This is a genomic window from Streptomyces sp. NPDC002566, from assembly GCF_042889585.1.
Taxonomy (GTDB): domain Bacteria; phylum Actinomycetota; class Actinomycetes; order Streptomycetales; family Streptomycetaceae; genus Streptomyces.
In genome coordinates this window covers 1,451,358-1,476,108 of the sequence record NZ_JBIARD010000001.1, presented here as the reverse complement: position 1 = coordinate 1,476,108, position 24,751 = coordinate 1,451,358, and the positions used below count along the sequence as shown (strand labels likewise).

At 73.4% G+C, this 24,751-nt stretch carries 17 protein-coding genes; 8 read left to right on the top strand and 9 right to left on the bottom strand.

Annotated elements, in window-relative coordinates:
• Positions 1 to 2: 2 nt before the first annotated feature.
• From ACFYXA_RS06470 to ACFYXA_RS06445, 6 genes are all read right to left on the bottom strand, one after another.
• Entirely contained in the window at positions 3 to 905 is a 903-nt protein-coding gene (locus ACFYXA_RS06470; RefSeq protein ID WP_389028694.1) for an STM4011 family radical SAM protein, read from the bottom strand.
• Positions 906 to 915: 10 nt separating this feature from the next.
• Complete coding sequence (locus tag ACFYXA_RS06465) at positions 916 to 2,253, bottom strand: STM4012 family radical SAM protein (RefSeq protein ID WP_389028691.1); 1,338 nt, start codon at positions 2,251 to 2,253, stop codon at positions 916 to 918.
• Complete coding sequence (locus ACFYXA_RS06460) at positions 2,250 to 3,065, bottom strand: STM4013/SEN3800 family hydrolase (protein WP_389029102.1); 816 nt, start codon at positions 3,063 to 3,065, stop codon at positions 2,250 to 2,252. The genes ACFYXA_RS06465 and ACFYXA_RS06460 overlap by 4 nt, the downstream gene beginning before the upstream one ends.
• 34 nt (positions 3,066 to 3,099) lie before the next feature.
• Positions 3,100 to 4,224, bottom strand: coding sequence for an STM4014 family protein (locus ACFYXA_RS06455; protein WP_389029099.1), 1,125 nt, complete (start codon positions 4,222 to 4,224; stop codon positions 3,100 to 3,102).
• Positions 4,225 to 4,256: 32 nt separating this feature from the next.
• Positions 4,257 to 5,210: an STM4015 family protein gene (locus ACFYXA_RS06450; protein WP_389028688.1), complete on the bottom strand. Its 954-nt coding sequence runs from the start codon at positions 5,208 to 5,210 to the stop codon at positions 4,257 to 4,259.
• Between the two features lie 103 nt (positions 5,211 to 5,313).
• Entirely contained in the window at positions 5,314 to 6,036 is a 723-nt protein-coding gene (locus ACFYXA_RS06445) for an FAD binding domain-containing protein (protein WP_352253692.1), read from the bottom strand.
• Positions 6,037 to 6,401: 365 nt separating this feature from the next.
• On the opposite strand from ACFYXA_RS06445, the gene ACFYXA_RS06440 reads away from it, so the two are divergent.
• From ACFYXA_RS06440 to ACFYXA_RS06410, 7 genes are all read left to right on the top strand, one after another.
• The gene (locus tag ACFYXA_RS06440; protein WP_389028684.1) at positions 6,402 to 7,430 is read left to right on the top strand and encodes a serine/threonine-protein kinase; all 1,029 of its coding nucleotides are present in this window, start codon (positions 6,402 to 6,404) and stop codon (positions 7,428 to 7,430) included.
• Complete coding sequence (locus ACFYXA_RS06435) at positions 7,420 to 7,878, top strand: hypothetical protein (RefSeq protein ID WP_351096680.1); 459 nt, start codon at positions 7,420 to 7,422, stop codon at positions 7,876 to 7,878. Before ACFYXA_RS06440 ends, ACFYXA_RS06435 begins: the two co-directional genes overlap by 11 nt.
• Positions 7,875 to 9,302 carry a hypothetical protein gene (locus ACFYXA_RS06430; protein WP_389028681.1) on the top strand — a complete coding sequence of 476 codons (1,428 nt, stop codon included), beginning with the start codon at positions 7,875 to 7,877 and terminating at the stop codon, positions 9,300 to 9,302. The genes ACFYXA_RS06435 and ACFYXA_RS06430 overlap by 4 nt, the downstream gene beginning before the upstream one ends.
• Positions 9,303 to 9,350: 48 nt before the next feature.
• Entirely contained in the window at positions 9,351 to 10,115 is a 765-nt protein-coding gene (locus ACFYXA_RS06425; RefSeq protein ID WP_389028678.1) for a VWA domain-containing protein, read from the top strand.
• A gap of 5 nt (positions 10,116 to 10,120) precedes the next feature.
• Positions 10,121 to 10,900: a PP2C family serine/threonine-protein phosphatase gene (locus ACFYXA_RS06420; RefSeq protein ID WP_389028675.1), complete on the top strand. Its 780-nt coding sequence runs from the start codon at positions 10,121 to 10,123 to the stop codon at positions 10,898 to 10,900.
• On the top strand, positions 10,900 to 12,072 hold the full coding sequence (locus ACFYXA_RS06415) for a protein kinase (RefSeq protein WP_389028672.1): 1,173 nt from the start codon (positions 10,900 to 10,902) through the stop codon (positions 12,070 to 12,072). The genes ACFYXA_RS06420 and ACFYXA_RS06415 overlap by 1 nt, the downstream gene beginning before the upstream one ends.
• Before the next feature lie 150 nt (positions 12,073 to 12,222).
• Complete coding sequence (locus ACFYXA_RS06410; RefSeq protein ID WP_389028669.1) at positions 12,223 to 13,149, top strand: GNAT family N-acetyltransferase; 927 nt, start codon at positions 12,223 to 12,225, stop codon at positions 13,147 to 13,149.
• A gap of 28 nt (positions 13,150 to 13,177) precedes the next feature.
• Here the strand turns inward: ACFYXA_RS06410 and ACFYXA_RS06405 are convergent, their stop codons facing one another.
• The 3 genes from ACFYXA_RS06405 to ACFYXA_RS06395 form a co-directional block, all read right to left on the bottom strand.
• Entirely contained in the window at positions 13,178 to 14,332 is a 1,155-nt protein-coding gene (locus tag ACFYXA_RS06405; protein WP_389028666.1) for a peptidoglycan DD-metalloendopeptidase family protein, read from the bottom strand.
• Positions 14,333 to 14,376: 44 nt separating this feature from the next.
• Complete coding sequence (locus ACFYXA_RS06400) at positions 14,377 to 15,660, bottom strand: type II CAAX prenyl endopeptidase Rce1 family protein (RefSeq protein ID WP_389028663.1); 1,284 nt, start codon at positions 15,658 to 15,660, stop codon at positions 14,377 to 14,379.
• Between the two features lie 159 nt (positions 15,661 to 15,819).
• The gene (locus ACFYXA_RS06395) at positions 15,820 to 19,194 is read right to left on the bottom strand and encodes a pyruvate carboxylase (protein WP_352251131.1); all 3,375 of its coding nucleotides are present in this window, start codon (positions 19,192 to 19,194) and stop codon (positions 15,820 to 15,822) included.
• A 344-nt stretch (positions 19,195 to 19,538) separates the two neighbouring features.
• Between ACFYXA_RS06395 and ACFYXA_RS06390 the strand changes: the two genes are divergently transcribed.
• On the top strand, positions 19,539 to 24,725 hold the full coding sequence (locus ACFYXA_RS06390; protein ID WP_389028660.1) for a family 43 glycosylhydrolase: 5,187 nt from the start codon (positions 19,539 to 19,541) through the stop codon (positions 24,723 to 24,725).
• The last annotated feature ends 26 nt before the right edge of the window (positions 24,726 to 24,751 follow it).

The following is a 24,751-nucleotide window of genomic DNA, read 5'->3' as shown; positions in this document are numbered from 1 at the left end:
AATCAAACCTCCCGGGCTCCGGCCGCGCCGGGGCCCGGCAGATCGACGGGGCCGCTCGGCGGTACGGCCGCCGGGACGCGCTCCAGGACGCCGCCCGCGAAGACGTCGTACAGCGGCAGCGTCTCCAGGTGGACGTAGCCGATGTGGCAGTCGCAGACGGCGAGCGGGCAGGGGCGGGGGCGCAAGGCCGCGCGGTAGGTGCCGTCGTAGAGGTTGCCGAGCGGGGTGCGCACGAAGTGACAGCGGCGGACGGCGCCGTCGCCGTCGACCGAGATCACGCTCTCGCCGGTGCGGCAGGGCAGGCCGGCGCTGGTGTGCGGATGGCGGCTGTACGGGAACAGGGGGTCCAGGGCGGTCCAGGCGTCGGCCTCGGCGTCCGTGTACGTGTGTGCCTCGGCCGCGTTGATCCACAGGTAGACGTGCTCGGGCAGGGCGGCGCGGAGCCTGCGGGCCTCGTCGAGGTGCTCGGGCAGGCCGACGACGCCGACGCTGAAGCGGACGCCGCGTTCGCCCAGGTCGCGGCACTTGGCGAGGAAGCGGTCGTAGCGGGTCTGGCCGGGGTGGTAGGTGCACCACAGGGCCAGGGTGTCGGCGTCGGCTTCTGCGAGCCAGTCGGTGCGGCAGCTGAGGTTGGTCTGGATCGCCACCCGGCGGATGTGCGGCTGGTGGGACAGCTCGGCAAGGGTGCGCCGGTACCAGGAGCGGACCAGACCCTCGCCCCACGGGGTGAAAAGGACCGACAGCCGGTCGCCGCTCTGGTCCGCGGCCCATCGTGCGAACCGTTCGAGGGCGGCGCGGTCGGCGCGGAGCTGGTCGCCGGTGTCGCGCCGCTTGGCGAACGGACAGTAGGGGCAGTCGTAGTCGCACGACGCGAGAGGGCCGCGGTACAGGAGGGTGAGGTCCATGGCGGGCCGGTCACTTCCTGTCGTAGGCGGTCATCGCGGCGCGCACGGCCTGGGAGAACAGGGCGGGGCCGACGGCGTCGGAGTGGGCGAGGCCTTCGGGGGTGAGCCGCAGGGCGTCCGGGGCGTCGTCCGCGAGCCAGCCCCGGTCGCCGAGGCGGGCCAGTTCGGGGCCGAAGTCGCCCGCGGGGTCGCTGCCGAAGCGGGCCCGGTAGTCCTCCAAGGGCAGGCCGTCGGCCTGGAGGAGGGACTGCAGGAGATGGCGGCGGCGGGACTCGTCCCCGTCCATGCGCCGGCCGTACTCGGCGCGGGCGAAGTCGGCGGCCGGCCGCGCGACGTAGTCGTCGACGATCGCGCGGATCTCGTGCATGCCGACGGCGTAGTCGAAGGAGTAGTGCAGGCCGGCGGTGTAGGAGCGGGCGCCGCAGCCGAGGCCGATCATGCCGTCCGTCTGGCAGGCGTAGTCGTCCGCGCCCTGGTGCGGGGCGTCGGCCCGGCGGAACATGCGCATGGACTGCTGGGTGTAGCCGTGCGCGAGGAGGTGGTCGCGGCCGGCCCGGTACAGGCGCAGCCGCTGCTCGTCCCAGGCGGAATCGGGGCCGGTGCGGCGGCGGTCGAGACCGGTGAGGGGGCGGACGTAGAGGGGATACAGGTACAGCTCCTCGGGGCGCCAGGCGAGGGCGGCGTCGAGGGAGTGCCGCCAGGTCTGCTCCGTCTGGCCGTCGATGCCGTAGATGAGGTCGATGTTGAGGACCGGTATGCGGGATTCGCGGACACGGGCGAGCGCCGCCTCGACGTCGGCGCGGCGCTGCGGGCGTACGGCGGCCCGGGCCTCGGCGTCGACGAAGCTCTGGACGCCCAGGCTGAGCCGGGTGGCGCCGCGCTCGGCCAGGACGCCGAGCCGGTCGGCGGTGGCCGTGGCGGGCGAGGCCTCCACCGAGAGGGGAACCGCCCGCAGGTCTGCGCCCATGCGGTGCTCGGCGATGTCGCACAGCCGGGTCAGTTCGGCGGCGGTGAGAAAGGTGGGGGTGCCGCCGCCGAAGGCGGCCGTGGCGAAGCGGACCTCGTCGTCCTCCCCCAGCGCCTCCCGTACGGCGCCGGCCTGCCGTTCGAGCGCGTCGAGGTATGCGCCGGTCAGGCCTTCGGGAGCGCCGATGCGGGTGAAGAGGTTGCAGAAACCGCAGCGGACCTCGCAGAACGGGATGTGCAGATAGAGGGAGAGGGCGTCCTTGGGTTCGGCCGCCCACAGGTCCCGCAGGCGGGGGCGGTCGATCAGCCTGCGGTACGCGGTCTTGTGGGGATAGGCGTACACGTAGTGCTGGTAGGGGCCGGCGAGTTGGGCGGTGGTCATCGTGCGGCCTCGGCTCGGTCGAGGAAGAAGTGGGTGTACGGCACGGTCCACACCGACTCATGGCCGAGGCGGTGGCCGGTGTAGCCGTCGTCGCCGTAGGCGGTGCCGTGGTCGGAGCAGACGATCGCGAAGCAGCGCCGTCTGCTGCTCGCGGCGGCGAACAGCCGGCCGATGTGCCGGTCGACGTATTCCAGCGCGGCGGCGTGGGTGGCCCGGCTGTCGCCGGCCTCGCGGGTCGCGCCGGGCAGGTGGAACCAGTTCGGCTGGTGCAAGGCGGAGACGTTCACGAAGAGGAACAGCCGCTGTTCGGCGGGGAGGTCGCGGACGACCTGTTCGGCTCGGGCGATCTGGTTCTCGAAGGAGTGGGGCGAGGTGACGCCGAACTCCGGTTCCCAGTGGGAGTCGTGGAAGAGGCCGGGCAGCACCGAGCCGAGCGGACCCTGCCGGTTGAAGAAGCCCACGCCCCCGATGCAGACGGTGTGGTAGCCCGCTTCGGCCAGGCCGGAGACGAGGTCGGGGGTGTCGAAGACGAAGGTGCCGCTCGCGGTGGTCTCGCTGCCCGCGAACTTCGCCGCGAACAGCCGCGGGTGGGGTCCGGGGACGGCCGGGGTCGGCAGGAAGCCCGCGAAAATCGCCTGGTGCGAGGCGTAGGTGAAGCTTCCCGGGGCGTGCCGCTTCTCCCAGCGGCCGCCGGGCAGATGACGGGCGAGGTTCGGGATGCGGCCGGCTTCCGCCAGCTCGGCGGCCACGTCGTGGCGCAGGGTGTCGAGGGTGACCAGGAGGAGGTCGTGGCTGCCGACGACGTCGTTCATGTCGGGCTCGCCGGGCAGGTCGGGCAGATCGGGCTCAGGCATGGGTGGGTCCTGTTCTGTGCCGGTCACGCAGTACGGCGGCGATCTGGGCGGCGTAGGTGTCGAGGCCCTCGGCGCCGCTGCCGGGCAGGCCGGTGAGGCGGGGCAGGAGGTCGCCGAAGGCGTTGACCTCGCCGACGGCGGCCCTGCGCCAGCCGATCGCGGGGAGCAGGTCGACGCCGACGCAGAGGGTGCGGGGGAAGCAGGCGGCGGCCCGCTCGCACACGCCGAGCAGGTCCGGCCAGCTCCCGCCCGCCGCCTCGACGGCCCGCCGGGCCGCGTCGAGGTCGCCCCGGCTGCCGCCGAGGTGGAGGTTGGTCATCGGCGAGCGGCTGGTGCGGACCACGGCGTGAGTCGCCCGGCCGGCCACGACGACGACCCTGAGGTCGGCGGCACGGCCCGCCTGGGAGGCTTTCGGCAGCCAGCGTTCCAGGTGCAGCCCGTCCGGGGCGAGCGCGTCGACGATCGCGGCGACGTCCCGCTCCCGTGCGTAGCGGCGCACTTTGAGGGAGTTGTACAGGCTGCCGTCCGGGGCGAGTTCCACGGACGTGGTGGCCCGGATCCGGCCGGCGCCGCCCGATTCCACGGCGAGCACGCCGGAGGCGGACGATCCGTGCGCGGGCTTGACGAAGAGCCGGGGCATACGGTGCTCCCGCATCAGGGCCCGCACGTCGTCCCAGCCCCGCACGGGCGCGGTCCCGGGGCCCGAGGTCGGCGAGGCGGGCACCGGCACGTCCGCCGCGTCCAGGACGGCATGACAGCGGCGTTTGTCGAACAGCACGGCGAGTTCGCCGGGGTCGTCGAGCCGGACGCCGCCGCGCAGACCGCGCAGCGCCGCGGTGAACCCGGCGTACCAGCGGGCGGAGCCCTCGACCCGGGTGGGATCGGATGTGCCGCGCCACTGCCGGTCGACGTCGGCGTTCTCGCCCGGCGAGTCGATCCGGACGGTCTCCCCGGCGTCGAACCGCGCCCCGCCGTCGCGCAGTACGTCCGTCCAGGCCACGATCCGCGGATCGGGCAGGCCGGCTGCGCGCACCGCGTCGGCGAAGAGGGTGACGCGGCGGTTCTCGGGGTTGCCGACGACGGCGAAGCGGGGCGCCCCGCCGGCCGGGGCGGACATGTCGGCCGTGCCGCGGCGCACGGTGGACGGGTTCACTCCCCCACTGCGACGAAGCGCCACACCGTGCCGTCGTCGTCCTCGTCGTCTTCGGCGTCCTGCCGGTCGAGGTCGACCTCGACGCCTTCGGGCGTCAGGGCCTGCCGGATCCGCTCCTGGAGGGGCTCGCTGATGTAGTGGTGGTGCAGGTCGAGTTTCCTGAGGTGGGTGAGCGGCCGGCCGGCCAGGAGGGCGGTGGCGCCCTCATCGGTCAGGACGCCCATGGACAGGTCCAGGACCTCCAGCCGGGCCACCACCGGCGCGACGGCGACGGCCGCGGCGACGGCGTCCTGCATCTCGCTGTTGCGGAGGGCCAGGTGGCGCAGCCGCGGCAGCCGGTCGCCGGACAGGATCGGATCCAGGTCGGCCGCCTCGCTGTCGCCGCCGTACTCGGCGGTGCCGAGCCACAGGTCCAGGTGCTCCAGCGCGGGCAGTTCGCTCGCGCCGACGCCGCGCACGACGCCGGCGGGCAGGCCGCCGGTCTGTATGACCAGCTTGCGCAGTCCGGTGTGCTTGACGGGCGGGAAGCGCAGCTCCGAGCCGCCCCGGACGCCGAACTCGGCCAGTTCGGGGAAGGCGTCGAGCAGCGGCGTGACGTCGGTCTGGTTGATCCAGGAGATCTCGCACTCCTCCGAGACCATGTCGCCGACGAACAGCGCCCGTAGCGCGGGGAACCGGTCGCGGGCGGCGAGCAGCGCCTCGAGGACGGCGGTCGGCTCGGTGTCGTAGGCCTCCTGCCAGGCGCCCACGATCAGGGCGCGCACGCGCGTGGTGTCGACGGCCGCGCAGAAGCGGGCGAACGCGGCCGTCCAGTCCTCGTCGGCGTCGTACACGTCGCTGGTGATCCGCCAGGCGACCGCGTCCGCCTCGGGCAGCCCGCCGGCGTCGGGGCCGGGGAACGTGTGGGCGGGCAGCCGGTACAGCTCCGAGAGGTGGTCACCGATGGTCATACGGCCGCTCCTGTGGAGGACGAGGGTGCGTGGTGTGGTGATCGCAGTTGTACCAACTGCCACTGACAACGCCGGGAGCGGGGCGGCTCGTTGCCGGCCGGGCTCAGGTCCTCTGCGGGCGGGTGAGGATGTCGGTGACCTGGTCGCTCACCGTCGCCCAGGCGAGCGGGGCCAGGGCGCCCAGGTCCGTGCGGCGCAGGGCGGTGACGGTGTCCTCGGGTGTGGAGCGGCAGGGGGTGGTCTCGCTCAGGACCTCGTAGCCGTCGCGGACGGCGACCCGCAGGCGTCGTCCGCCTTCGGCGTCGGTGTGCACGGCGGCCGCCACGACGAACGGCGGCGGGCCGCCCGCCTCGCCGGCGAGCTTGCGGTAGCCGCTGACCGCGGGCTCGTCCCACTTGAGGTCCAGCAGGAGGGGCCGCTTGGCCACGACCTCGGCGAGGTCGGTCTCGTACACCCGGTCGGGTTCCAGCACGGTGGCCCGGGCGTCCAGGACGAGCGCCGCGGGCAGCAGACAGCGCAGCGTGCTGCCGACGATGTTGCCGCCGACCGTCGCCGTCCGCCGCACGGCCCCGGTGCCCACCGTGGCCGCGGCCCTGCGCAGCACCTCCGGCACGTCCTCGCCGATCCGGCTCAGCACCACCGCCGCGCCCAGCGTCCCCCGTCCGACCACGTTGGCCTCCGGCACCTCGCGCAGCGACATGGCCTGCTGCGGGAAGCCGTCCCGCTGCCAGGTCGCCCACACGAGGGAGGCCCCGCCTATCGGCACGGCCCCGGCCGCCAGGAACTCCTGGGCTTCGGACACGGAGGTGGGAAGACGCAACCACACGACGACCGACCTGCCTTCCCTGTACGTCGGCGGCCGCGCACCCGGTGTGTGGCCGCCGCTTGATCGCGGACGGAGGGATTCTCCCCGGGCGGCCGGGGGCGCATACAGGGCTCATCCCTCGATTCATGCGCCCCTGGGCGGTGTTGCCCGTTCCAGGCCTGCCCGGAGGGGGCTGTCGCGTCCCCGGCGAGTGCGCTCCCCCGCACCCCCGCACGCCCCCCTCTCCCTTTCCTTCTTTTCGTATCGCGGGGGTATCGATTCGGCCAACGCCGCTACGGTGGATCGGTATTCACCACCCCGTCCGTCAATTCACCTGCGACGACGCGGAATTCAGGTGTGAACACTTTTCGGGGGGCCGAACATCTGTGGACCAGAGAACGATTCCGACGCGTGTCGGCCCGTATCAGGTGGCGCGATTCCTCGGCCAGGGCGGCATGGGTTCCGTATATCTGGCGCACAGTCCGGGCGGCCGGCCGGTGGCCGTGAAAGTGGTCCGTCCCGAACTCGCCAGGCAGCCCGTTTTCCGTAAGCGCTTCGCCCGTGAGGTGGCCGCCGCCCGGGCGGTCAACGGCGCGTACACCGCGCCGGTGGTGAACGCCGACACCGACTGCGACGAGCCCTGGCTGGCCACCGTCTTCGTCTCCGGCCCCTCCCTGTGGGAGGCCGTCCGGGCGAACGGCCCGCTCACCGCCCGGGAGACGAGGCGGCTGGGGGCCGGACTGGCCGAGGCGCTGCTCGACATCCACGCCGCCGGGATCGTCCACCGCGACCTCAAACCGCACAACGTGCTGATGGACACGGCCGGTCCACGGGTCATCGACTTCGGCATCGCCCATGTGCCGGCGCTTCCCTCGCTCACCGATCCGGGCGCCGTGCTGGGCACCCCGCACTTCATGTCCCCGGAGCAGATCACCGGCAGAGCGCCGACCCCCGCGAGCGACGTCTTCGCCCTCGGGCTGGTCCTCGCCTTCGCGGCCGGCGAGCGCAGTCCTTTCGGCGCGGGGAGCAACGCCGAACTGCTGTACCGCATCGTGAACGCCCCGCCCGACGTGCGGTCGCTGCCGGACGGGCTGCGCACCCTGGTCACCACCTGTCTGGCCAAGCGCCCGGCGCAACGGCCCACCCCGGCCGAGCTCCTCGACGCGCTCGGCCGCCGCTCCGACGGCCCCGGCGTCCCGGCCGGCGTCCGCCCGACGTCGGCGCCGCCTGCGCCGCCCTCGGCGCCCCCGGGAGCGCTGTCCGAGACGATCCCCGCGGCGGGGCCGTGCGCCCCGACGCTGTGGCAGCCGCAGCCCCGGCACACCGACCTGGACCTCGCCCGCAACGCGCACGCCGTGCTGGCGGACGGGCTGACGGACGCCCTGCTCCTGGAGGCGGCCGGCCATGTCTGCTGAGCCCGACGCCCGCACCGCCCCCCTTCTCCTCGACGCCGAGTGGAGCCGCCTGGCCGCCGGCTGGGCCTCGGCGAGCGGGATGGACGTACGCGAGGAGCCCACGCACATGACGCTCAGCATGACCCACCGCCCGGCGGGAGCCGACGAGCTGGAGGTCCGGCTGACCACCTCCCGCCGCTTCCTGGTGGCGTTCATGACCAACGGCCGCGGCCTGGCCCCGGGCGAGCTGGCGCGCGGCGCCGCCGCGGCCAACGCCTGGAACACCGAGCAGCTGACGCCGACCCTGTCCGTGTGGAACGTCCGCGGCACACGGCCGCACTTGGGAGGCGTGTGCACCCTGCCCCTGTCGTGCCGGCTGAGCCAGGAGGACTTCGACGCCGTCGCGTCCGGCTGGATCGACCAGGCCGTGACCATGTTCGCCCGATGCCGCGAGGTCTTCCGCCTGTGACGCGTCCCGCACCCACGCCGCACCCCTCCCGCAGCACGCCCGCGGGCCGATCCCGCCGTACGCCGCCGCGCCGCTCCCGCCCGGCCCCGCGCCGAGGGCGGGCCCGGTTCGTCGTCCGCCGGCTGCTGCTGTGCGCCGCGCTGCTCGTCCCGTCGCTGGTCCTCGGCCTCGCGACGCGGTCCGGCGCGATGCAGCCGGAGCCTCCGCCGCCGTCCGTCACCGCGACCACCCGCGCGGCGAGCGGATGCGCCCACACCGACTTCACCCGGTCGATGCGGTGCTGGGGGAACGCCGCCGCCGGCGGTGAACGCTCCATCGTCGTCACCGTCTCGGCGCCCCAGTCCCTGGGCGGGGAGCCCGGACTCGACGCCGTCGCGGACGCGGTCGAGAAGCTGCGCGACAAACTCGTCGTGATCGTGCCCGACGGCGTCAGCACCGGCTCCGGCGGCACTCTCCTGCTCGCCCTCGCCTCGCACCGGATCGTCGGCGAGCACAGCTCGATCAGCCCGCTGGGCGTGGCCGAGCACCGGCGTCTGACGGACCTCAACGGCTGCCCGCCCGGCCGCTTCTGCGACACCGTCCGCAGCCGGCCCCTCAGCGGCGGCGACCTCGTGCGGCGCGGGCTGGCCCAGGACGCGCGCACCTCCGTGTTCACCGCGGGACCGGCGCGTTCCACCGCCCCCGCCGATCCCGGTGCGAACCCGTCGGACGGCGGCGGGGCCGGCGGTGTGCCCCCTGCGGACGTGGAGGCCCAGGACGACGCGTCGGGTGACTCGTTCGCCGTGCTCCTCGTCGTCGGCGCGGTTCTCCTCTGCCTGGTGACCACGCTGGGCCTCATGGTCCGCAGGACCGGAGGGGCGACGGAGGCGGCGCACCGCCGCCGGTCGCCGGCCCCGTCGGCCTCCCGTCGGGAGCCGACCTCGCGACGGCGGCAGTCCACCGCCCGCCCGGGGCGGACCCCACGGCCACCGGAGACACCCCCGGGCCGGGAGCCGACCGCACGGGCATCGGAGACGACCGCCCGCGCGCAACGGTCCGCTCCGCGACCGGAACCCGCCCACCCTGACCCGCACCGGCAGCCGGCGACCGTCCCGGACACGCCGACAGCGGCAGCGGACCGTCCCCCCGCACAACCGCCGCGGGTGCAAAGGGCCATGACACCGCAGGCGGTGACGCCGCGGTCCGCCGAACTGCCCACGATGCCCGGCCCGGCCGCCGCGTACCGGTCCGGCGTGGTCCGCACCGGCCTGCGGCCGCAGGGCTACGTGGACGTCGACGGCCTGCTGTACCGGGCCGGTTGGGGCGGCCCGGGCGAACCCCCGCCGCCCGGGCGGCCTGTGCGCGTCGTCCAGGACGGCGCCGGCGGACTGACCGCGCATCCCGCCGCGCCCGACGACGATCTGATGCGCACCACGTCTGACTGAACGTCAGCAACCGCACCCCCGGCGACAGCGACCCACAGAGGTACTTCCATGCACGACGAGCGTTCGCGCAGTGTTCCGCTCTACTACGACGACATCGTGCCCGACGGCAACGCCCAGCGGCAGCCGCTGGTGCTGTGCCTGGACACCTCGATGTCCATGGCCGACGCGCCCATCACGATGCTCAACAGCGCGTTGCAGGAATGGGTGCGCGATCTGGGCACCGACGTCAACCTCGCCCACAGCGTCGAGGTCGCCCTCATCACCTTCGGCGGGCGTGAGGTGTGCGCCTGGCGGGGCGCCACCGTGCTGCCCGACGCGGCCGACCCGGACGCCTTCGTCGCGGCGCACTCGTTCCGGCCTCCGCTGCTCCAGGCCGGCGGCGTCACCCTGATGACGGACGCCCTGCGCACGGCCGTACGGCTGGTGGCGGCCCGCAAGTCGGCGCTGCGGCAGGCCGGTCACCAGTACTACCGGCCGCAGATCTGCCTGATCACCGACGGCCAGCCCACCACGAGAGAGGGCCACCTGACCGACGACTGGAAGGAGGTGGTGCCGCTCCTCGCCGAACAGCAACGGCGCAAGAAGTTCCGGCTGTTCGCGATCGGCGTCGGCGGGATCACCCCGCGCGGCGAGGAGGTGCTGCGGGCCATCGCGCCGAAGTACTACGCCCGGCTCCAGGGATTCCCCTTCCGTCAGGTGCTCCAGATGATGTCGGCGAGCGCCGGCGCGCAGGACAAGGGGGACGGCGAGGAGATCTACGAGAAGATCTTCGCCCGTTTCACCAGTCAGCGGTCCGCGTGGAACAACGGGTGAGCGGCATGACGCACCCCCCGGAGTGGCGGCTGCACGGGCTGAGCGTGCCCGGCCACCGGCACCGCAGCGACAACCTCCCCTGCCAGGACGCCTTCGTCTGCCACCAACCCGGCCCCGACACCTTCCTGCTCGCCGTGGCGGACGGGGCCGGCAGCCGCCCGATGTCCCGTGAGGGCGCCCGACTGGCGGTGAGGCTCGCCCCCTCGGCGTTCCTTGCCACGCCCTCGCTGCCCAGGGAGCCCGACGACGTGCGCCCGTTCCTGCGGGACCGGTTCAGGCTCCTGAGGGCCGAGTTCCTTCAGTTCACCGGGCCGCGGCACGACGACTACGCGACCACCCTGACCGTCGTCGTGCGCACGCGGCACTGGCTCGGCTACCTCAGCGTCGGCGACGGGTTCGCGATGCTGCGCGCCGGGACCTCCGACGGGCAGCCCCTGTTCCATCTGCTGCCCCAGCCGGCCCCGGTCAGCGAGTACAGCAACGAGGCCTTCTTCGTGACCTCCGACGACGCCGCCGAACGGCTGGAGACGGCCTGCGTCCTCGACGACGGCATCACCGGGATCCTGCTGTCGACCGACGGGCTCACCCAGGCCGCCGTGGAGTCCCCCGGCAACGACAACCGGCGCGCGAAGCACACCTTCGTCTCCAAGGTGCTCGGTGCGATGGAGCGGCCGGACGTCCCCGACGACGAGGAGGAGGCCGAACTGACCCGGCTGCTGCACTCGCGGCGGCTGGCCGCGGACAACGCCGACGACAAGACCCTCGTCAGGGCGGTCAGAAGCTGATGGACCAGGTCTACATCGAAGGTGAGCCCACCCCGCTGGAGAAGGAGCCGCTCGCCAGCGGCGGGCAGGCCGCCGTCCACGCCGTCGTCGGCCGGCCGGAGCGGGTGGTGAAGATCTACCACGAGCCGCCCGGCCCGGAGCAGCAGCGCAGGCTGGCCGGCATGATCCGGATGTCGCCGCTGACCGGCCGGGCCACCGACGGCCGTCAGGCCCCCGAACTGGCCTGGCCGGCGGCGCTCGTCCGGGACGCCGAGGGCGCCGTCGTGGGGTACGCCATGCAGCGCTTCGCCCAGCCGGCGCACGTGCCGCTCGCGGCGCTGTTCGACCGGCGCAGCAGGGCCGAGTGGTTCCGTCCTGAGCTCGACTGGCGCTTCCTGCTGGGCGTCGCCTGGAACCTCGCCTATCTGACGGTCCGGCTGCACAGCGAGGGCATCGTCGTCGGCGACTTCTCGGCCCGGAACATCGTCGTCGACCGGGACGGCTTCGTGACGTTCCTGGACTGCGACTCCATGTCCTTCGACGACCCCGGGGACGGCACCCACTACCCGTCGGAGATGCACACGCCCGCCTACAGCGCGCCCGAGCGCTTCACCCGGGGCACGGCCTCACGGGCCAGTGACAGCTTCGCCCTGTCGGTCTGCGTGTTCCAGCTGCTCACCGGCGGCACCCACCCGTTCGCCGGCCACCTCAAGGACGCCGGCTCCGAGAGCGTGTCGATGCGCAGCCGTATCTCCGGCGGCGTCTCGTACGTCAACCAGCCCGAACGGGTCGTCGTGCCGCGCGGCACGGTGCGGCCGGGGGTCCTTCCGCCCGCCCTGTTCGACCTCGCCCGGCGGACCTTCGGCACGGGGCCGTCGGACCCGGCGGCCCGGCCCACCGCGATCGAGTGGTTCGAGGCCCTGGAGAGCACCCGGAGCGCGGTGTCGTCCTGCGCCGTGCGCACCCATCACACCTACGCCTCCCACCTCGTCACGTGCCCGTGGTGCGAGCGGCTCGCGCAGCGCCATACCGACCTGTTCGACTCGGCCCCCGTTCCGCTGCCCCCGCCTCCGCCCGCCCCGCCGGCGCCGACGCTGCCGCCGCCCGCGGGGCCGGACGCCTCGACGGCCGTCCTGCTGTGGTCGCTTCTCGCGCTCTTCGTCCTGTGCGTGCTGGTGCTGGCCCTCGCGTGAGGACGCGCGCACGGACGCGGACCCGGCAGGCGCGGGCGGTCCGCGCAGGGCACCGGCTGCCGTTGCTGCGCCACGCCGACGGCCGCCGCTCCAACGCCGTTGCGCCGAAAACCCGTTGCGGCGGCCGCCGCTCCCCCGGACCCTGGCCCCATGTCCTACGTCCTGCGTGCCGCCACGCTCACCGACGCGCCCGCCGTCACCGACCTGCTCAACGCCGTCGACCTGATCGAGATCGGCCGGCCGGAGACGGACCTGCACACCGTCGAGGCGGACCTGAAGCACCCCGAGGTCGATCTGGCGCAGGACTCCTGGCTCGCCTTCGACGGGGACCGGCTGGTGGCCTACGGGCTGCTGTGGGACGAGTCGGGCGGCGAGCGCGTCGACATCGACCACTACGTCCTGCCCGAGCACCAGGAGGCCGGGCGGCTGCTGCTGGACGCGATGGAGTTGCGCGCGCTGCGCAGGGCCAGGGACAACGGCGCCGAACGGGCCGTGGTGCACCTGAACTTGAACGTGGCACCCACACTCGACACCGGTCTGCTCCGGGAGCGCGGCTGGTCCGTCGTACGGCGCTACCACGTGCTGCGCCGGCCCGTTGACCCCGTCGAGGACCGGGCCCCGGAGCCGCCCGCCGGGATACGGATCCGGCCCTGTGACTCGGAGGCGGACCGCCGGCGCGTCCACGAGCTGTACCAGTCGACGTTCGCCGAGCACTTCGACTTCCAGCCGCGCGGCTACGAGCAGTGGCTGCACGACATCGACGGGACCGCCCTGGACTGGTCGCTGGTGTGGATCGCCGGCACGGACGACCTGGGGGACGCCGGGTTCCTGCTGGCGCGTGACGACCGGGAGGCGATGGGCTGGATCCGCGGCATCGGCGTCCGGCGCGAGTCCCGGGGACAGGGTCTGGCCGGGCTGCTGCTGCGGCACGCCTTCGCGGCGTTCGCCGCCCGGGGCCGGGACACGGTCGGCCTGGGCGTCGACACCTCCAACGAGACCGGGGCGCCGCAGCTCTACGCCCGCAACGGGATGACCGTGCACTACGCCGTGGACACCTGGGAGGCGGTGCTGCGGTGAGCCGCAGCCTGTCGCGCCGCCGCTCGCCTCAGCCGCCGGCGCCCAGCCAGGGCCCCGGATCGGCGTAGTAGCCGTCGTAGACCACCTCGAAGTGCAGGTGCGGGCCGGTGGACAGGCCGGTCGAGCCGGCCCGGCCGACGAGGGTCCCGGTGCGCACGCTCTGCCCGACCCGCACGTCCAGCGCGGAGAGATGGCTGTACGTCGTCTCCAGCCGCTTGCCCTCGATGGTGCCGTGGTCGACGACGACCCGGTTGCCGTACGCCTTCGTCATCGCGGCGAACACGACCCTGCCGTCCCGCGCGGCCGTCACCGGGGTGCCCAGGGGGGCGGCGAAGTCCACGCCGGTGTGCAGTTTCGTCACGCCGGTCAGGGGGTGCCGGCGCGAGCCGTACGGGGAGGTGACGGTGAGCGCGGTCAACGGCGCGGTGAGGACCGGGCCTCCCGCCGGGCCGGTGTCGCTCTGCGGCTCCTTGTCGAAGGCCCCGTAGCGCGGCAGGAGCCCTTTCACCTCGGCCAGGTAGGTCAGCGCCCCGGCCGGGACGCGGCCGGCCCGCTTCACCGCGTCCGTGCCCACCGCGTACGCCGCGAGGGTCAGGTCGACGAGGTCGCCGTTCACGGTGCCCTCGGTGCGCAGCTCGGTGACCTGCTGGGCGAGGGAGCAGTCCTGCCGGCCGAGGGCCATGACGGCGTCGGCCGGGTCTCGCGGCGAGGACTTCCCGTTGCCGTCGTCGTCGCGGCCCCAGCTGCGCCATTCGCCGTCGGTGAAGCCGGCGATGCCCTGTTCGCCCGAGGCGCCGGTGTCGTCGCGCCAGCCGGAGAGCTGGTCGATCTGGGCGGCGAGGAGCGCCGGGGTGACCACCGTGCAGGCCCCGGCGGCCTTGCGCAGCCAGGGCCCGTACGTCTCGTTCACGCCGCCCGCCGCGCTCTGTCCCGAGCCGGCGTCCGGTGAGCCGTCGACGGGGAGACCGCCCGTCAGGGCGAGGACGCCGGCCACCGCGGCGAGGGTCAGCAGGCCCGGCAGCACCAGCAGGGTGACGGGGCCCGGGCCCCGCCGCGTCCTGCGGGGCGGGGACGGGACGGACTCGGGGAGCCGGTCCTTGGGCGCTTCGGCGGTGTCGCCGTGCGGCGGGTGCGGTGGTCGCGGTACGTGCGGCCGGGCCTCGACGGTGCTGTCGTCGCTCACGCCACCAGCCGTCGCGGGGAGATGCGGTTGCTCACGGGCGGACGTTAGCGCGGGGCGCGCCCGGCGTCATCGGACGCGGAGGCAGAAGGCCCTGTCCCCGGGGGCAGACCTGCCCCGTCCGCGCGGCCCTCCCGGTCTTCGGCGGAGGGGCCCGGCGGAGGACCGCCGTAGGGGTTCTGCTGCGGCCCGGGGTACGGGGCGTGCGGTCCGCCGGTGTGCGAGGTGTGCGGCGGGCCGCCGTACGGGGTCTGGTGCGGCACGGGGTACGGGCCGCCGTACGGATTCTGGTGCGGGCCGGCGTGAGGAGCGTGCGGGTACGCCGGGTACGGGGCCGGGTGGCCCGCGTACGGGACGTACGGGTGCGGGGGAACAAGTGACGGGGCCTGGGCGGTGCGGACCGGCGGGCGGCGGCGGGCGAGCCACAGGACGACCGCCGCGTAGAGGAGCATGCCGGAGACGTCGACGAGCACGACCTGCCACGGGGAGTCGGCGGCGGTCTCGTCGCTCTTGAGGCCGTCGACGATCGCGGCCGAGAAGCCGAAGGCGAACAGGTTGTTCACCGTGTGCAGCGCGATGCCCGCCTCCAGTCCGCCGGTGCGCACGCTCAACAGGCCCGCGACGACGCCGAACACGACCAGGTCGGCGAAGCCCCACGGGGTTCCCCACCCGTGGGCGGCGGCGAACAGCACCGCCTGCGGCACGACCGCCACCCAGGGCCGGCGGAGGAACGCGCCCGCGGTCTGGGTGAGCCAGCCGCGGAAGACGTACTCCTCGGCGGCGGCCTGGAACGGCACCAGCACGAGCAGCACGGGCATGGCGGACAGGAAGAACCCCCAGCCCGCCCAGCGCACCGGCTCGTCGTCCCCCGGCAGCAGGAACATCACGGCGCCGGTGACGACGCTGACGGCGAGGGCGGCCAGCATGTACGTGCCCAGCAGGCGCAGGCGCAGACGGCCGGTCACGGAGGAGACGGTGCCGGCCGGCCGGTCGCCGATCCAGCGCACCGCGAGCAGGACCACGGGGATCGCCACGGCTATCGCGACGAGGTCGACGGCGGTGCCCGCGACAGGGCCGAACTCCGTCATGCCGTCGCGGTCCACGGGATAGTCCCGCACGGCTCCCCAGACGTCGGCGAGGCCGTACACCAGGAACAGGGTGAACATGATGCCCACCAGCAGGAACAGCGTGCCCACGAGCGGCCGCCACCATCGGTGGCGGACTGATATTCGGGCCAGGCGATGGTAGGCGAGCGTCTCGGAGTGCCGCGGGTCGGGTGCGGGCGGCGCCGGGTAGGGCGGGTACGTCGGGCCGGCGGGCGGAATCGTCATGCGGCGAACTCTCTCAGGGGTCGGCGCCCGGCATCGGCACCGGGAACGAACGGGGCGTCACCCATCTGAACGGACCGCCCGTCCACGAGTTCCCGCCCCGCCCGGCCCGGACACCCGGCGCCCACCGACCGGCCGGCGTCGATGCCCCTCGGGGTCGCGCTATCCGACCTCGACCAGCAGGTCTCCGCCCTCCACCTGCTGGATCCTGTTGATGGCGAGCCTGCTCACCCGGCCGGCCTTCGGGGCGGTGATGGTGGCTTCCATCTTCATCGCCTCGATGGTGGCCACGGTGGCGCCGGCCTCCACCTCGTCGCCCTCGGCGACCGTCAGCGTCACCACGCCCGCGAACGGGGCCGCGACATGGCCGGGGTTGGAGCGGTCGGCCTTCTCGGTGACCGGGACGTCGCTGGCGGCGGCCCGGTCGCGGACCTGGATGGGGCGCAACTGGCCGTTCAGGGAGGACATCACGGTGCGCAGACCGCGCTCGTCGGCCTCGCCGATCGCCTGGAGCTCGATCAGCAGCCGCACACCCGGCTCCAGGTCGACGGCGTACTCCTTGCCCGGGCGCAGACCGTAGAAGAAGTCCTTGCTGTCCAGGACGCTGGTGTCGCCGTAGGCCTGGCGGTGGGTTTCGAACTCGCGGGTGGGGCCGGGGAACAGCAGCCGGTTGAGGGTGGCGCGGGGGGACTTCTCCAGGCCCTCGCGGTCCTCGGCGCTCAGTTCGGTGACCGGCTTGGGCTCGGCGCGGCCCTGGAGGGCCTTGCTGCGGAACGGCTCGGGCCAGCCGCCGGGCGGGGTGCCGAGTTCGCCGCGCAGGAAGCCGATGACGGAGTCGGGGATGTCGTAGCGGTCGGGCGCCGACTCGAAGTCCTCGGGGCTGACGCCGGCGCCGACCAGGTGCAGGGCGAGGTCGCCGACCACCTTGGACGACGGGGTGACCTTGACCAGGTGGCCCAGGATGCGGTCGGCGGCCGCGTACATCGCCTCGATGTCCTCGAAGCGGTCGCCGAGGCCGAGCGCGACGGCCTGGGTGCGCAGGTTGGACAGCTGTCCGCCGGGGATCTCGTGGTGGTAGACGCGCCCGGTCGGGGAGGCGAGGCCCGCCTCGAAGGGGGCGTAGATCCTGCGGACGCCCTCCCAGTAGGGCTCGAGGTCGCCGACGGCCTGGAGGTCGAGGCCGGTGGGGCGGGCGGAGTGGTCGGTGGCGGCGACGAGCGCGGACAGCGACGGCTGGGAGGTCGTACCCGCCATGGAGGCCACGGCGCCGTCGACGGCGTCCGCGCCGGCCTGGATCGCGGCGAGGTAGGTGGCGAGCTGGCCACCCGCGGTGTCGTGGGTGTGCAGGTGCACGGGCAGGTCGAACTCGCGGCGCAGCGCGGAGACGAGGGTGGCGGCGGCGGGGGCGCGCAGCAGGCCGGCCATGTCCTTGACGGCGAGGACGTGGGCGCCGGCCTCGACGATCTGCTCCGCGAGGCGCAGGTAGTAGTCGAGGGTGTAGAGGCGCTCGTTCGGGTCGGACAGGTCGGAGGTGTAGCAGAGGGCGACCTCGGCGATCGCGGTGCCGGTCTCGCGTACGGCGTCGATGGCGGGGCGCATCTGGCCGACGTCGTTGAGGGCGTCGAAGATGCGGAAGATGTCGATGCCGGTGGCGGCGGCCTCCTGGACGAAGGCGTCGGTGACCTCGGTCGGGTAGGGGGTGTAGCCGACGGTGTTGCGGCCGCGCAGCAGCATCTGGAGGCAGATGTTGGGGACGGCCTCGCGCAGGGCGGCGAGCCGCTCCCAGGGGTCCTCGGCGAGGAAGCGCAGGGCGACGTCGTAGGTGGCGCCGCCCCAGCACTCCAGGGAGAGCAGGCCGGGCAGGGTGTGGGCGACGACCGGGGCGGTGGCGAGGAGGTCCTTGGTGCGCACGCGGGTGGCCAGCAGGGACTGGTGGGCGTCGCGGAAGGTGGTGTCGGTGACGCCGATGGTCGGGGACTCGCGCAGTTGCCGGGCGAAGCCCTCGGGGCCGAGGTGGATCAGGCGCTGGCGGGAGCCGGCGGGCGGCTCGCCCTGGGGCAGCGGCGGCAGCTTGGTGGTGGGGTCGATCAGTTCGGGCCGTTCGCCGTGCGGCTTGTTCACGGTGACGTCGGCGAGGTAGGTGAGCAGCTTGGTGCCGCGGTCGGCGGAGTGACGGGCGGTCAGCAGGTGCGGGCGCTGCTCGATGAACGAGGTGGTGACGCGTCCGGCCTGGAAGTCGGCGTCGTCCAGGACGGCCTGGAGGAAGGGGATGTTGGTGGCGACGCCGCGGATGCGGAACTCGGCGACGGCGCGCCGGGCGCGGCCGATCGCGGTCGGGAAGTCGCGTCCCCGGCAGGTGAGTTTGACCAGCATCGAGTCGAAGTGGGCGCTGATGTCGGTGCCGGCGTGGGTGGTTCCGCCGTCGAGGCGGATGCCGGAGCCGCCCGGGGAGCGGTAGGCGCTGATGCGGCCGGTGTCGGGGCGGAAGCCGTTGGCGGGGTCCTCGGTGGTGATGCGGCACTGCAGGGCCGCGCCGCGCAGCCTGACGGTGTCCTGCGACAGGCCGAGGTCGGCGAGGGTCTCGCCGGAGGCGATGCGCAGTTGGGCCTGGACGAGGTCGACGTCGGTGACCTCCTCGGTGACCGTGTGCTCGACCTGGATGCGGGGGTTCATCTCGATGAACACGTGGTTGCCGTCGCGGTCGAGGAGGAACTCCACGGTGCCGGCGTTGCGGTAGCCGATCTCGCGGGCGAAGCGGACGGCGTCGGCGCAGATCCGGTCGCGCAGCCCGGGGTCGAGGTTGGGCGCGGGCGCCATCTCGATGACCTTCTGGTGGCGGCGCTGGAGCGAGCAGTCCCGTTCGAACAGGTGGATGACCTCGCCCTGGCCGTCGGCGAGGATCTGCACCTCGATGTGGCGGGGTTCGACGACGGCCTTCTCGAGGAAGACGGTGGGGTCGCCGAAGGCGGAGGCCGCCTCGCGGGACGCGGCTTCGACGGCCTCGCGGAGCTGCGCCGGGTCCTCCACGCGCCGCATGCCGCGCCCGCCGCCGCCGGCGACGGCCTTCACGAAGACCGGGAAGCCGATCTCGTCGGCGGCGCGGACCAGTTCGTCGACGTCGGTGGAGGGCTGCGAGGAGCCCAGCACCGGCACGCCGGCGGCGCGGGCGGCGGCGACCGCGCGGGCCTTGTTGCCGGTCAGCTCCAGGGTGCGGGCGTCGGGTCCGACGAAGGTGATGCCCGCTTCCTCGCAGGCGCGGGCCAGTTCGGGGTTCTCGGAGAGGAACCCGTAGCCCGGGTAGACGGCGTCGGCGCCCGCTCGGCGGGCGGCGCCGACGATCTCCTCCACGGACAGGTACGCGCGCACCGGATGTCCCGGCTCCCCGATCTCGTAGGCCTCGTCGGCCTTCAGCCGGTGCAGCGAGTTGCGGTCCTCGTGGGGGAAGACGGCGACGGTGCGCGCGCCGAGCTCGTAGCCGGCGCGGAACGCCCTGATCGCGATCTCGCCACGGTTGGCGACCAGCACCTTGCGGAACATCCTGGAATCCCTTCAGCCTGCCGGTGACGGCACCATCGTGTCGGTGCGGTCACCTCAGTGCCATGTGAATCAGGCCACTCGGCTCAGCGTGCCGACCTGTGCTCCATACGGGGTAGAAGGGGCCGGCGCTCAGGGTGCGGCGGTGGCGGCCGTGCGGTCCGGCGTCCCCGGTAGGCACCGCTCTCCTGACCTCTGTCGCCAACTCGTCGCGAGAGAGGGCGCTTTGAAAGGACACCAGGCGTTGTTCGGCAGGTCGGACATCGTTCGAGATCTATTGACGCCGCGCCACAGCCCGCCTGACACTCTCGCAACACCCACGTCACACAGCTGAAACGGCGGGCCCCATGACGCACATCCCCCCACCCCGCAGCAGGGCGAGACGCCGCGCGAAACGGCTCGCAGGACTCGTCGCCGGTTCCATGCTCCTCGGGCTCACCGCGACGGCGGCCCCCGTCCAGGCGGCCGAGAGCGCGGACGTCACCGACGGGCTGGCCCTCTGGTACAAGCTCGACGGCCCGTCCGGCGCCGCCGACTCCTCCGGGCACGGCCGTGACGGCGTGGTCCAGGGCTCCGCCGACTGGTCCCGGCCGGGCGAGGGCCTCGGCTTCAACGGCGCCGACACCTACGTCAAGGCGCCGAACGACCTGATGAAGGGCATGGCCTCGATCACCGTCTCCACGGACGTGCTGATCGACGCCACGCAGAGCGCCCCGTACTTCCTCTACGGCTTCGGCAACACGAGCGGCGGCAGCGGGAACGGCTACCTGTTCACCACCGGCAACTCCTTCCGCACCTCGATCGCCACCGGCAACTGGTCGACGGAGCAGACCACCAAGCCCGCCGACTCCCACAATCTCACCCGCGCGGTGTGGAAGCACATCGCCTACACCCAGACGGGCAGCACCGGCGTCCTGTACGAGGACGGCGTCGAGGTCGCCCGCAACACCGCGGTGAGCACCACCCCGGGCGCCATCGGCGCCGGCGCCACCACCGCCAACTCCATAGGCAGGTCGCTCTATTCGAGCGACAAGCTGTTCAAGGGCCGGATGCGCGACTTCCGCGTCTACGACCGGGCGCTGGCCGCCTCCGAGGTCGAGCGGCTCTCCCTCCCCGTGGCCACGCGGGGCGTCGCCGACGACAAGGCCGCCCTCACGCTGGGCGACACCGCCGCCGTGACCGCCGACCTCGACCTGCCCAGGACGGGCCCGGCGGGCGGCTCGGCCATCACCTGGGCCAGCGACGCCCCGGCCGTGGTGTCCGCCGCCGGCAAGGTGACCCGCCCCGCCGCCGGCGAGCCCGACGGCCACGCCACGCTCACCGCGACCCTGAAGAAGGGCACGGTCACCGCCACCCGGTCCTTCGACGTCACGGTCCTCGCCGCCTACGACGACGCCGCCTCCGTCCGGCAGGCCGCCGAGGCGCTCACCGTGCACAATCTCGGCGACGCGCGCGGCAACCTCTCCCTCCCGGCGTCCGGCGCGTACGGCACCTCCGTCTCCTGGACCTCCGCGCGCCCGGACGTGGTCTCCGCCGACGGCGTGGTCCGCCGGCCCGCGCACGGGGCCGGCGCGACCGCCGTCGAACTCACCGCGACCGTCACCAAGGGCGCGGCGAAGGCGACTCGCGCGTTCACCGCGAAGGTCCCGGAGCTCCCGGCGCCCGCCGCCCTCAAGGGCTACCTCTTCAGCTACTTCACCGGCGAGGGCACCGCGGACGGCGAGCAGGTCTCCTTCGCGCTCAGCAAAGGCGACGACCCGCTGAAGTGGCGGGAGCTCAACGACGGGCGGCCCGTGCTGACCTCGTCCCTCGGCGAGCGGGGTCTGCGCGACCCGTTCATCATCCGCTCCCCCGAGGGCGACAAGTTCTACCAGATCGCCACCGACCTCAGGATCTACGGCAACGGCGACTGGGACGCCGCCCAGCGCACCGGCAGCAAGTCCATCATGGTGTGGGAGTCCACCGACCTCGTCCACTGGACGGACCAGCGCCTGGTGCGGGTCTCCCCCGACAGCGCGGGCAACACCTGGGCTCCGGAGGCGTTCTACGACGCCGAGCGCGGCGAGTACGTGGTGTTCTGGGCGTCGAAGCTGTACGCCGACGCGGGGCACACCGGCGACACGTACAACCGGATGATGTACGCCACCACGCGTGACTTCTACACCTTCAGCGAGCCCAAGGTGTGGGTCGACCGTGGCTATTCGGTCATCGACTCCACCGTGATCCGGCACGACGGCGTCTACTACCGGCTCTCCAAGGACGAGCGCAACAACAGCTCCTCCACGCCCAACAGCAAGTTCGTCTTCGAGGAGAAGAGCGACTCGCTGCTGAACCTCTCCTGGGAGCCGGTCGCCGAGGGCATCGGCAAGGGCGCGATGAACGCGGCCGAGGGGCCGCTGGTGTTCAAGTCCAACACCGAGGACAAGTGGTACGCGTTCCTCGACGAGTTCGGCGGACGCGGTTACATCCCGTTCGAGACGACCGACCTCGCCTCCGGCGTGTGGACCCCGTCCACCGGCTACGAACTGCCCGCGCGGCCCCGGCACGGCACCGTCCTCCCCGTCACCCAGGCCGAGTACGACCGGCTGCTGCGCGCCTACCAGCCCGACCAGCAGGTCACCGACGTCGAGGACGTGAGCGTCGGCACGCGCGTCGGTCAGGCGCCCGTGCTGCCCGCGACGGTCGTCGCCGGGTACGCCGACGGCGTGCGCCGGCCCGTCGCGGTCACCTGGGACGCCGTCCCCGCCTCCGCGTACGCCCGGCCCGGGACCTTCACCGTGGCGGGCGTTCTCGCGGACGGCTCCGCCACCGCCGTCCGCGCCCAGGTCACCGTGTCGGCCGAGGGCCCGGACACACCCGCCGACCTGCTCCTGCACTACACCTTCGACGAGACGTCCGGCAGCATCGCCCGTGACGTGAGCGGCCACGGCCTGCACGGCGCCTACGAGCGCACCCCCGCCTTCGGGACCGGCGTGCACGGCGGCTCGTTCGCGATGTCCGGGGACTTTGCGACCTCCCCGTACGTGAGGATCCCGAACGGACTGCTGAAGGACGCCGGCAGCGTGACGGTGTCGACGTACGCCAAGTGGAAGGGCGGCGCCGGCTTCCAGTGGCTGTTCGGGCTCGGCCCCGACAGCGACAAGTACCTCTTCGCCACCCCCTCCAACGGCGGCAACAGCCTCTACTCGGCCATCACCACGGCGAGTTGGGCGGCGGAGTCCAAGCTGACGGCGGGCTCCCCGCTGACGCCCGGAGTGTGGCGGCATGTGACGGTCACCCTCGACGGCGCGACCGGCCGGATGGTCCTCTACGTCGACGGGGTGGAGGCGGCCCGCACGACGACCGCCGTCAAGCCGTCCGAGCTGTACGACGCGGCCAAGGGCCAGAGCGGTTACATCGGCAGGTCCCTGTACGCGGCCGACCCGTACTTCGGCGGCGAGGTCGACGACTTCCGCGTCTACGGCCGGGCTCTGTCGGCCGAGGAGGTCATGGAGCTCAGCGGCAACACCGCGGGCATCGCGAAGGCGACGCACCCCGCGCTGAAGGTCGACGCGATCGTCGACGACGCGGGCGGCCGGATCACCCTGCCGATGAAGGAGGGCACCGATCTGAGGGCGCTGGCACCGGAGTTCACGCTCGCCCACGGCGCCGCCGTCAGCCCCGCGTCGGGCAGTGTGCAGGACTTCAGCCACCCGGTGACGTACCAGGTGACCGGCTCCGACGGGAAGAAGCGCACCTGGACGGTGTCGGCGCTGGTCATGCGGACGCCGGTGCTGCCGGGTCTGAACGCCGACCCCAACATCGTCCGCTTCGGCGACACCTTCTACCTCTACCCGACCACCGACGGCTTCGAGGGCTGGAGCGGCACGCAGTTCAAGGCCTACTCCTCCACCGACCTGGTCCACTGGAAGGACCACGGCGTCATCCTCGACCTCGGGCCCGACGTGTCCTGGGCGGACAGCAGGGCCTGGGCGCCGACGATGGCGGAGAAGAACGGCAGGTACTACTTCTACTTCTCCGCCGACGCCAACATCGGCGTCGCGGTGTCCGACTCGCCCACCGGTCCCTTCGAGGACCCGCTCGGCCGGCCGCTGCTGAAGGCGGGCCTGCTCAGCGGCCAGATGATCGACCCGGCGGTCTTCACCGACGACGACGGCCAGTCGTACCTGTACTTCGGCAACGGGCACGGATACGTCGTCCCGCTCAACGCGGACATGACCTCATTCGACGCCTCGAAGATCAAGGACATCACCCCGAGCGGCTACAACGAGGGCTCCTTCGTCGTGAAGCGCAAGGGCGTCTACTACCTCATGTGGTCGGAGAACGACACCCGGGACGAGAACTACCGCGTCGCCTACGCGACCGGCTCCTCCCCCTACGGCCCGTGGACCAAGCGGGGCGTGATCCTGGAGAAGGACTTCTCCCTGGGAGTCAAGGGCACCGGCCACCACTCGGTGACACAGGTGCCCGGCACCGACGACTGGTACATCGCCTACCACCGCTTCGCGATGCCCGGCGGTGACGGCATGCACCGCGAAACCACCCTGGACCGGCTGGAGTTCGACGCGGACGGCCTGATCAAGAAGGTCGTGCCCACGCTGACGGGCGTGGACCCGGTGGGCATCGCCCACGCCGGCGCGGACGCCACCGGGACGGAGGGAGCGGCGATCGCGCTCACCGGCACGGTCTCCGGCGCCGGCGGCGCCAAGTGGACGCTCCAGGCCGGCGCGCCCTGCACGCTCGCCGACCCGGCCTCCGCCCGCACGACGCTCACCTGCACCGACGACGGCGTCCACACGGCGACCCTCACGGCGGGCCGCAGCAGCGACACCGTCACCGTCACGGTCGCCAACGCGGCCCCGGCGATCACGGCGGCCGCGGCCGCGCAGTCCCCGCTCCCGGTCCGCCGGCCGGCCGTCGTCACCGCCACGTTCACCGACGCCGGCGCGTCCGACACCCACACCTGCACCGTGGACTGGCGGGACGGCACGAAGCCGGCCGCCGGCCAGGTCACCGCGACCGGCTGCCGCGCCGAGCACACCTACGCCCGGCCGGGCATCCACCGCCCCGTCGTCACCGTGACGGACGACGAGGGGGCGACGGCCGCCACGACGCTCCCCGAGCTGATCGTCTACGACCGGACCGCGGGCCCCGTGGTCGGCGCGGGTCTGTTCGACTCCCCGGCGGGCGCCTACCCGGCCAAGCCGGCACTGAAGGGCCCGGCGTTCTTCTCCGTCGCCGCCGGCTACCTGCCCGGCGCCACCGCCCCGGCCGGCTCGGTCACCTTCGACTTCGCCCCGGCCGGCCTGACCCTCCGCTCGACCGCCCTCGACTGGCTGGTCGTCACCGGCGACACAGCCGTCCTCCAGGGCTCCGCGACCCTGGGCGGCAAGAAGGGCTACACCTTCCGCGCCACGGCGACGGAAACCCCGGGCGCCTTCGCCCTCCGCGTCTGGAACACCACCACAGGAGCCGTCGCCTACGACAACACCCCCGGCACCAGGACCCACGCCCTCCTGACCGTCGGCCTGTAACCCACACCCGACACCGCACGGGCCCC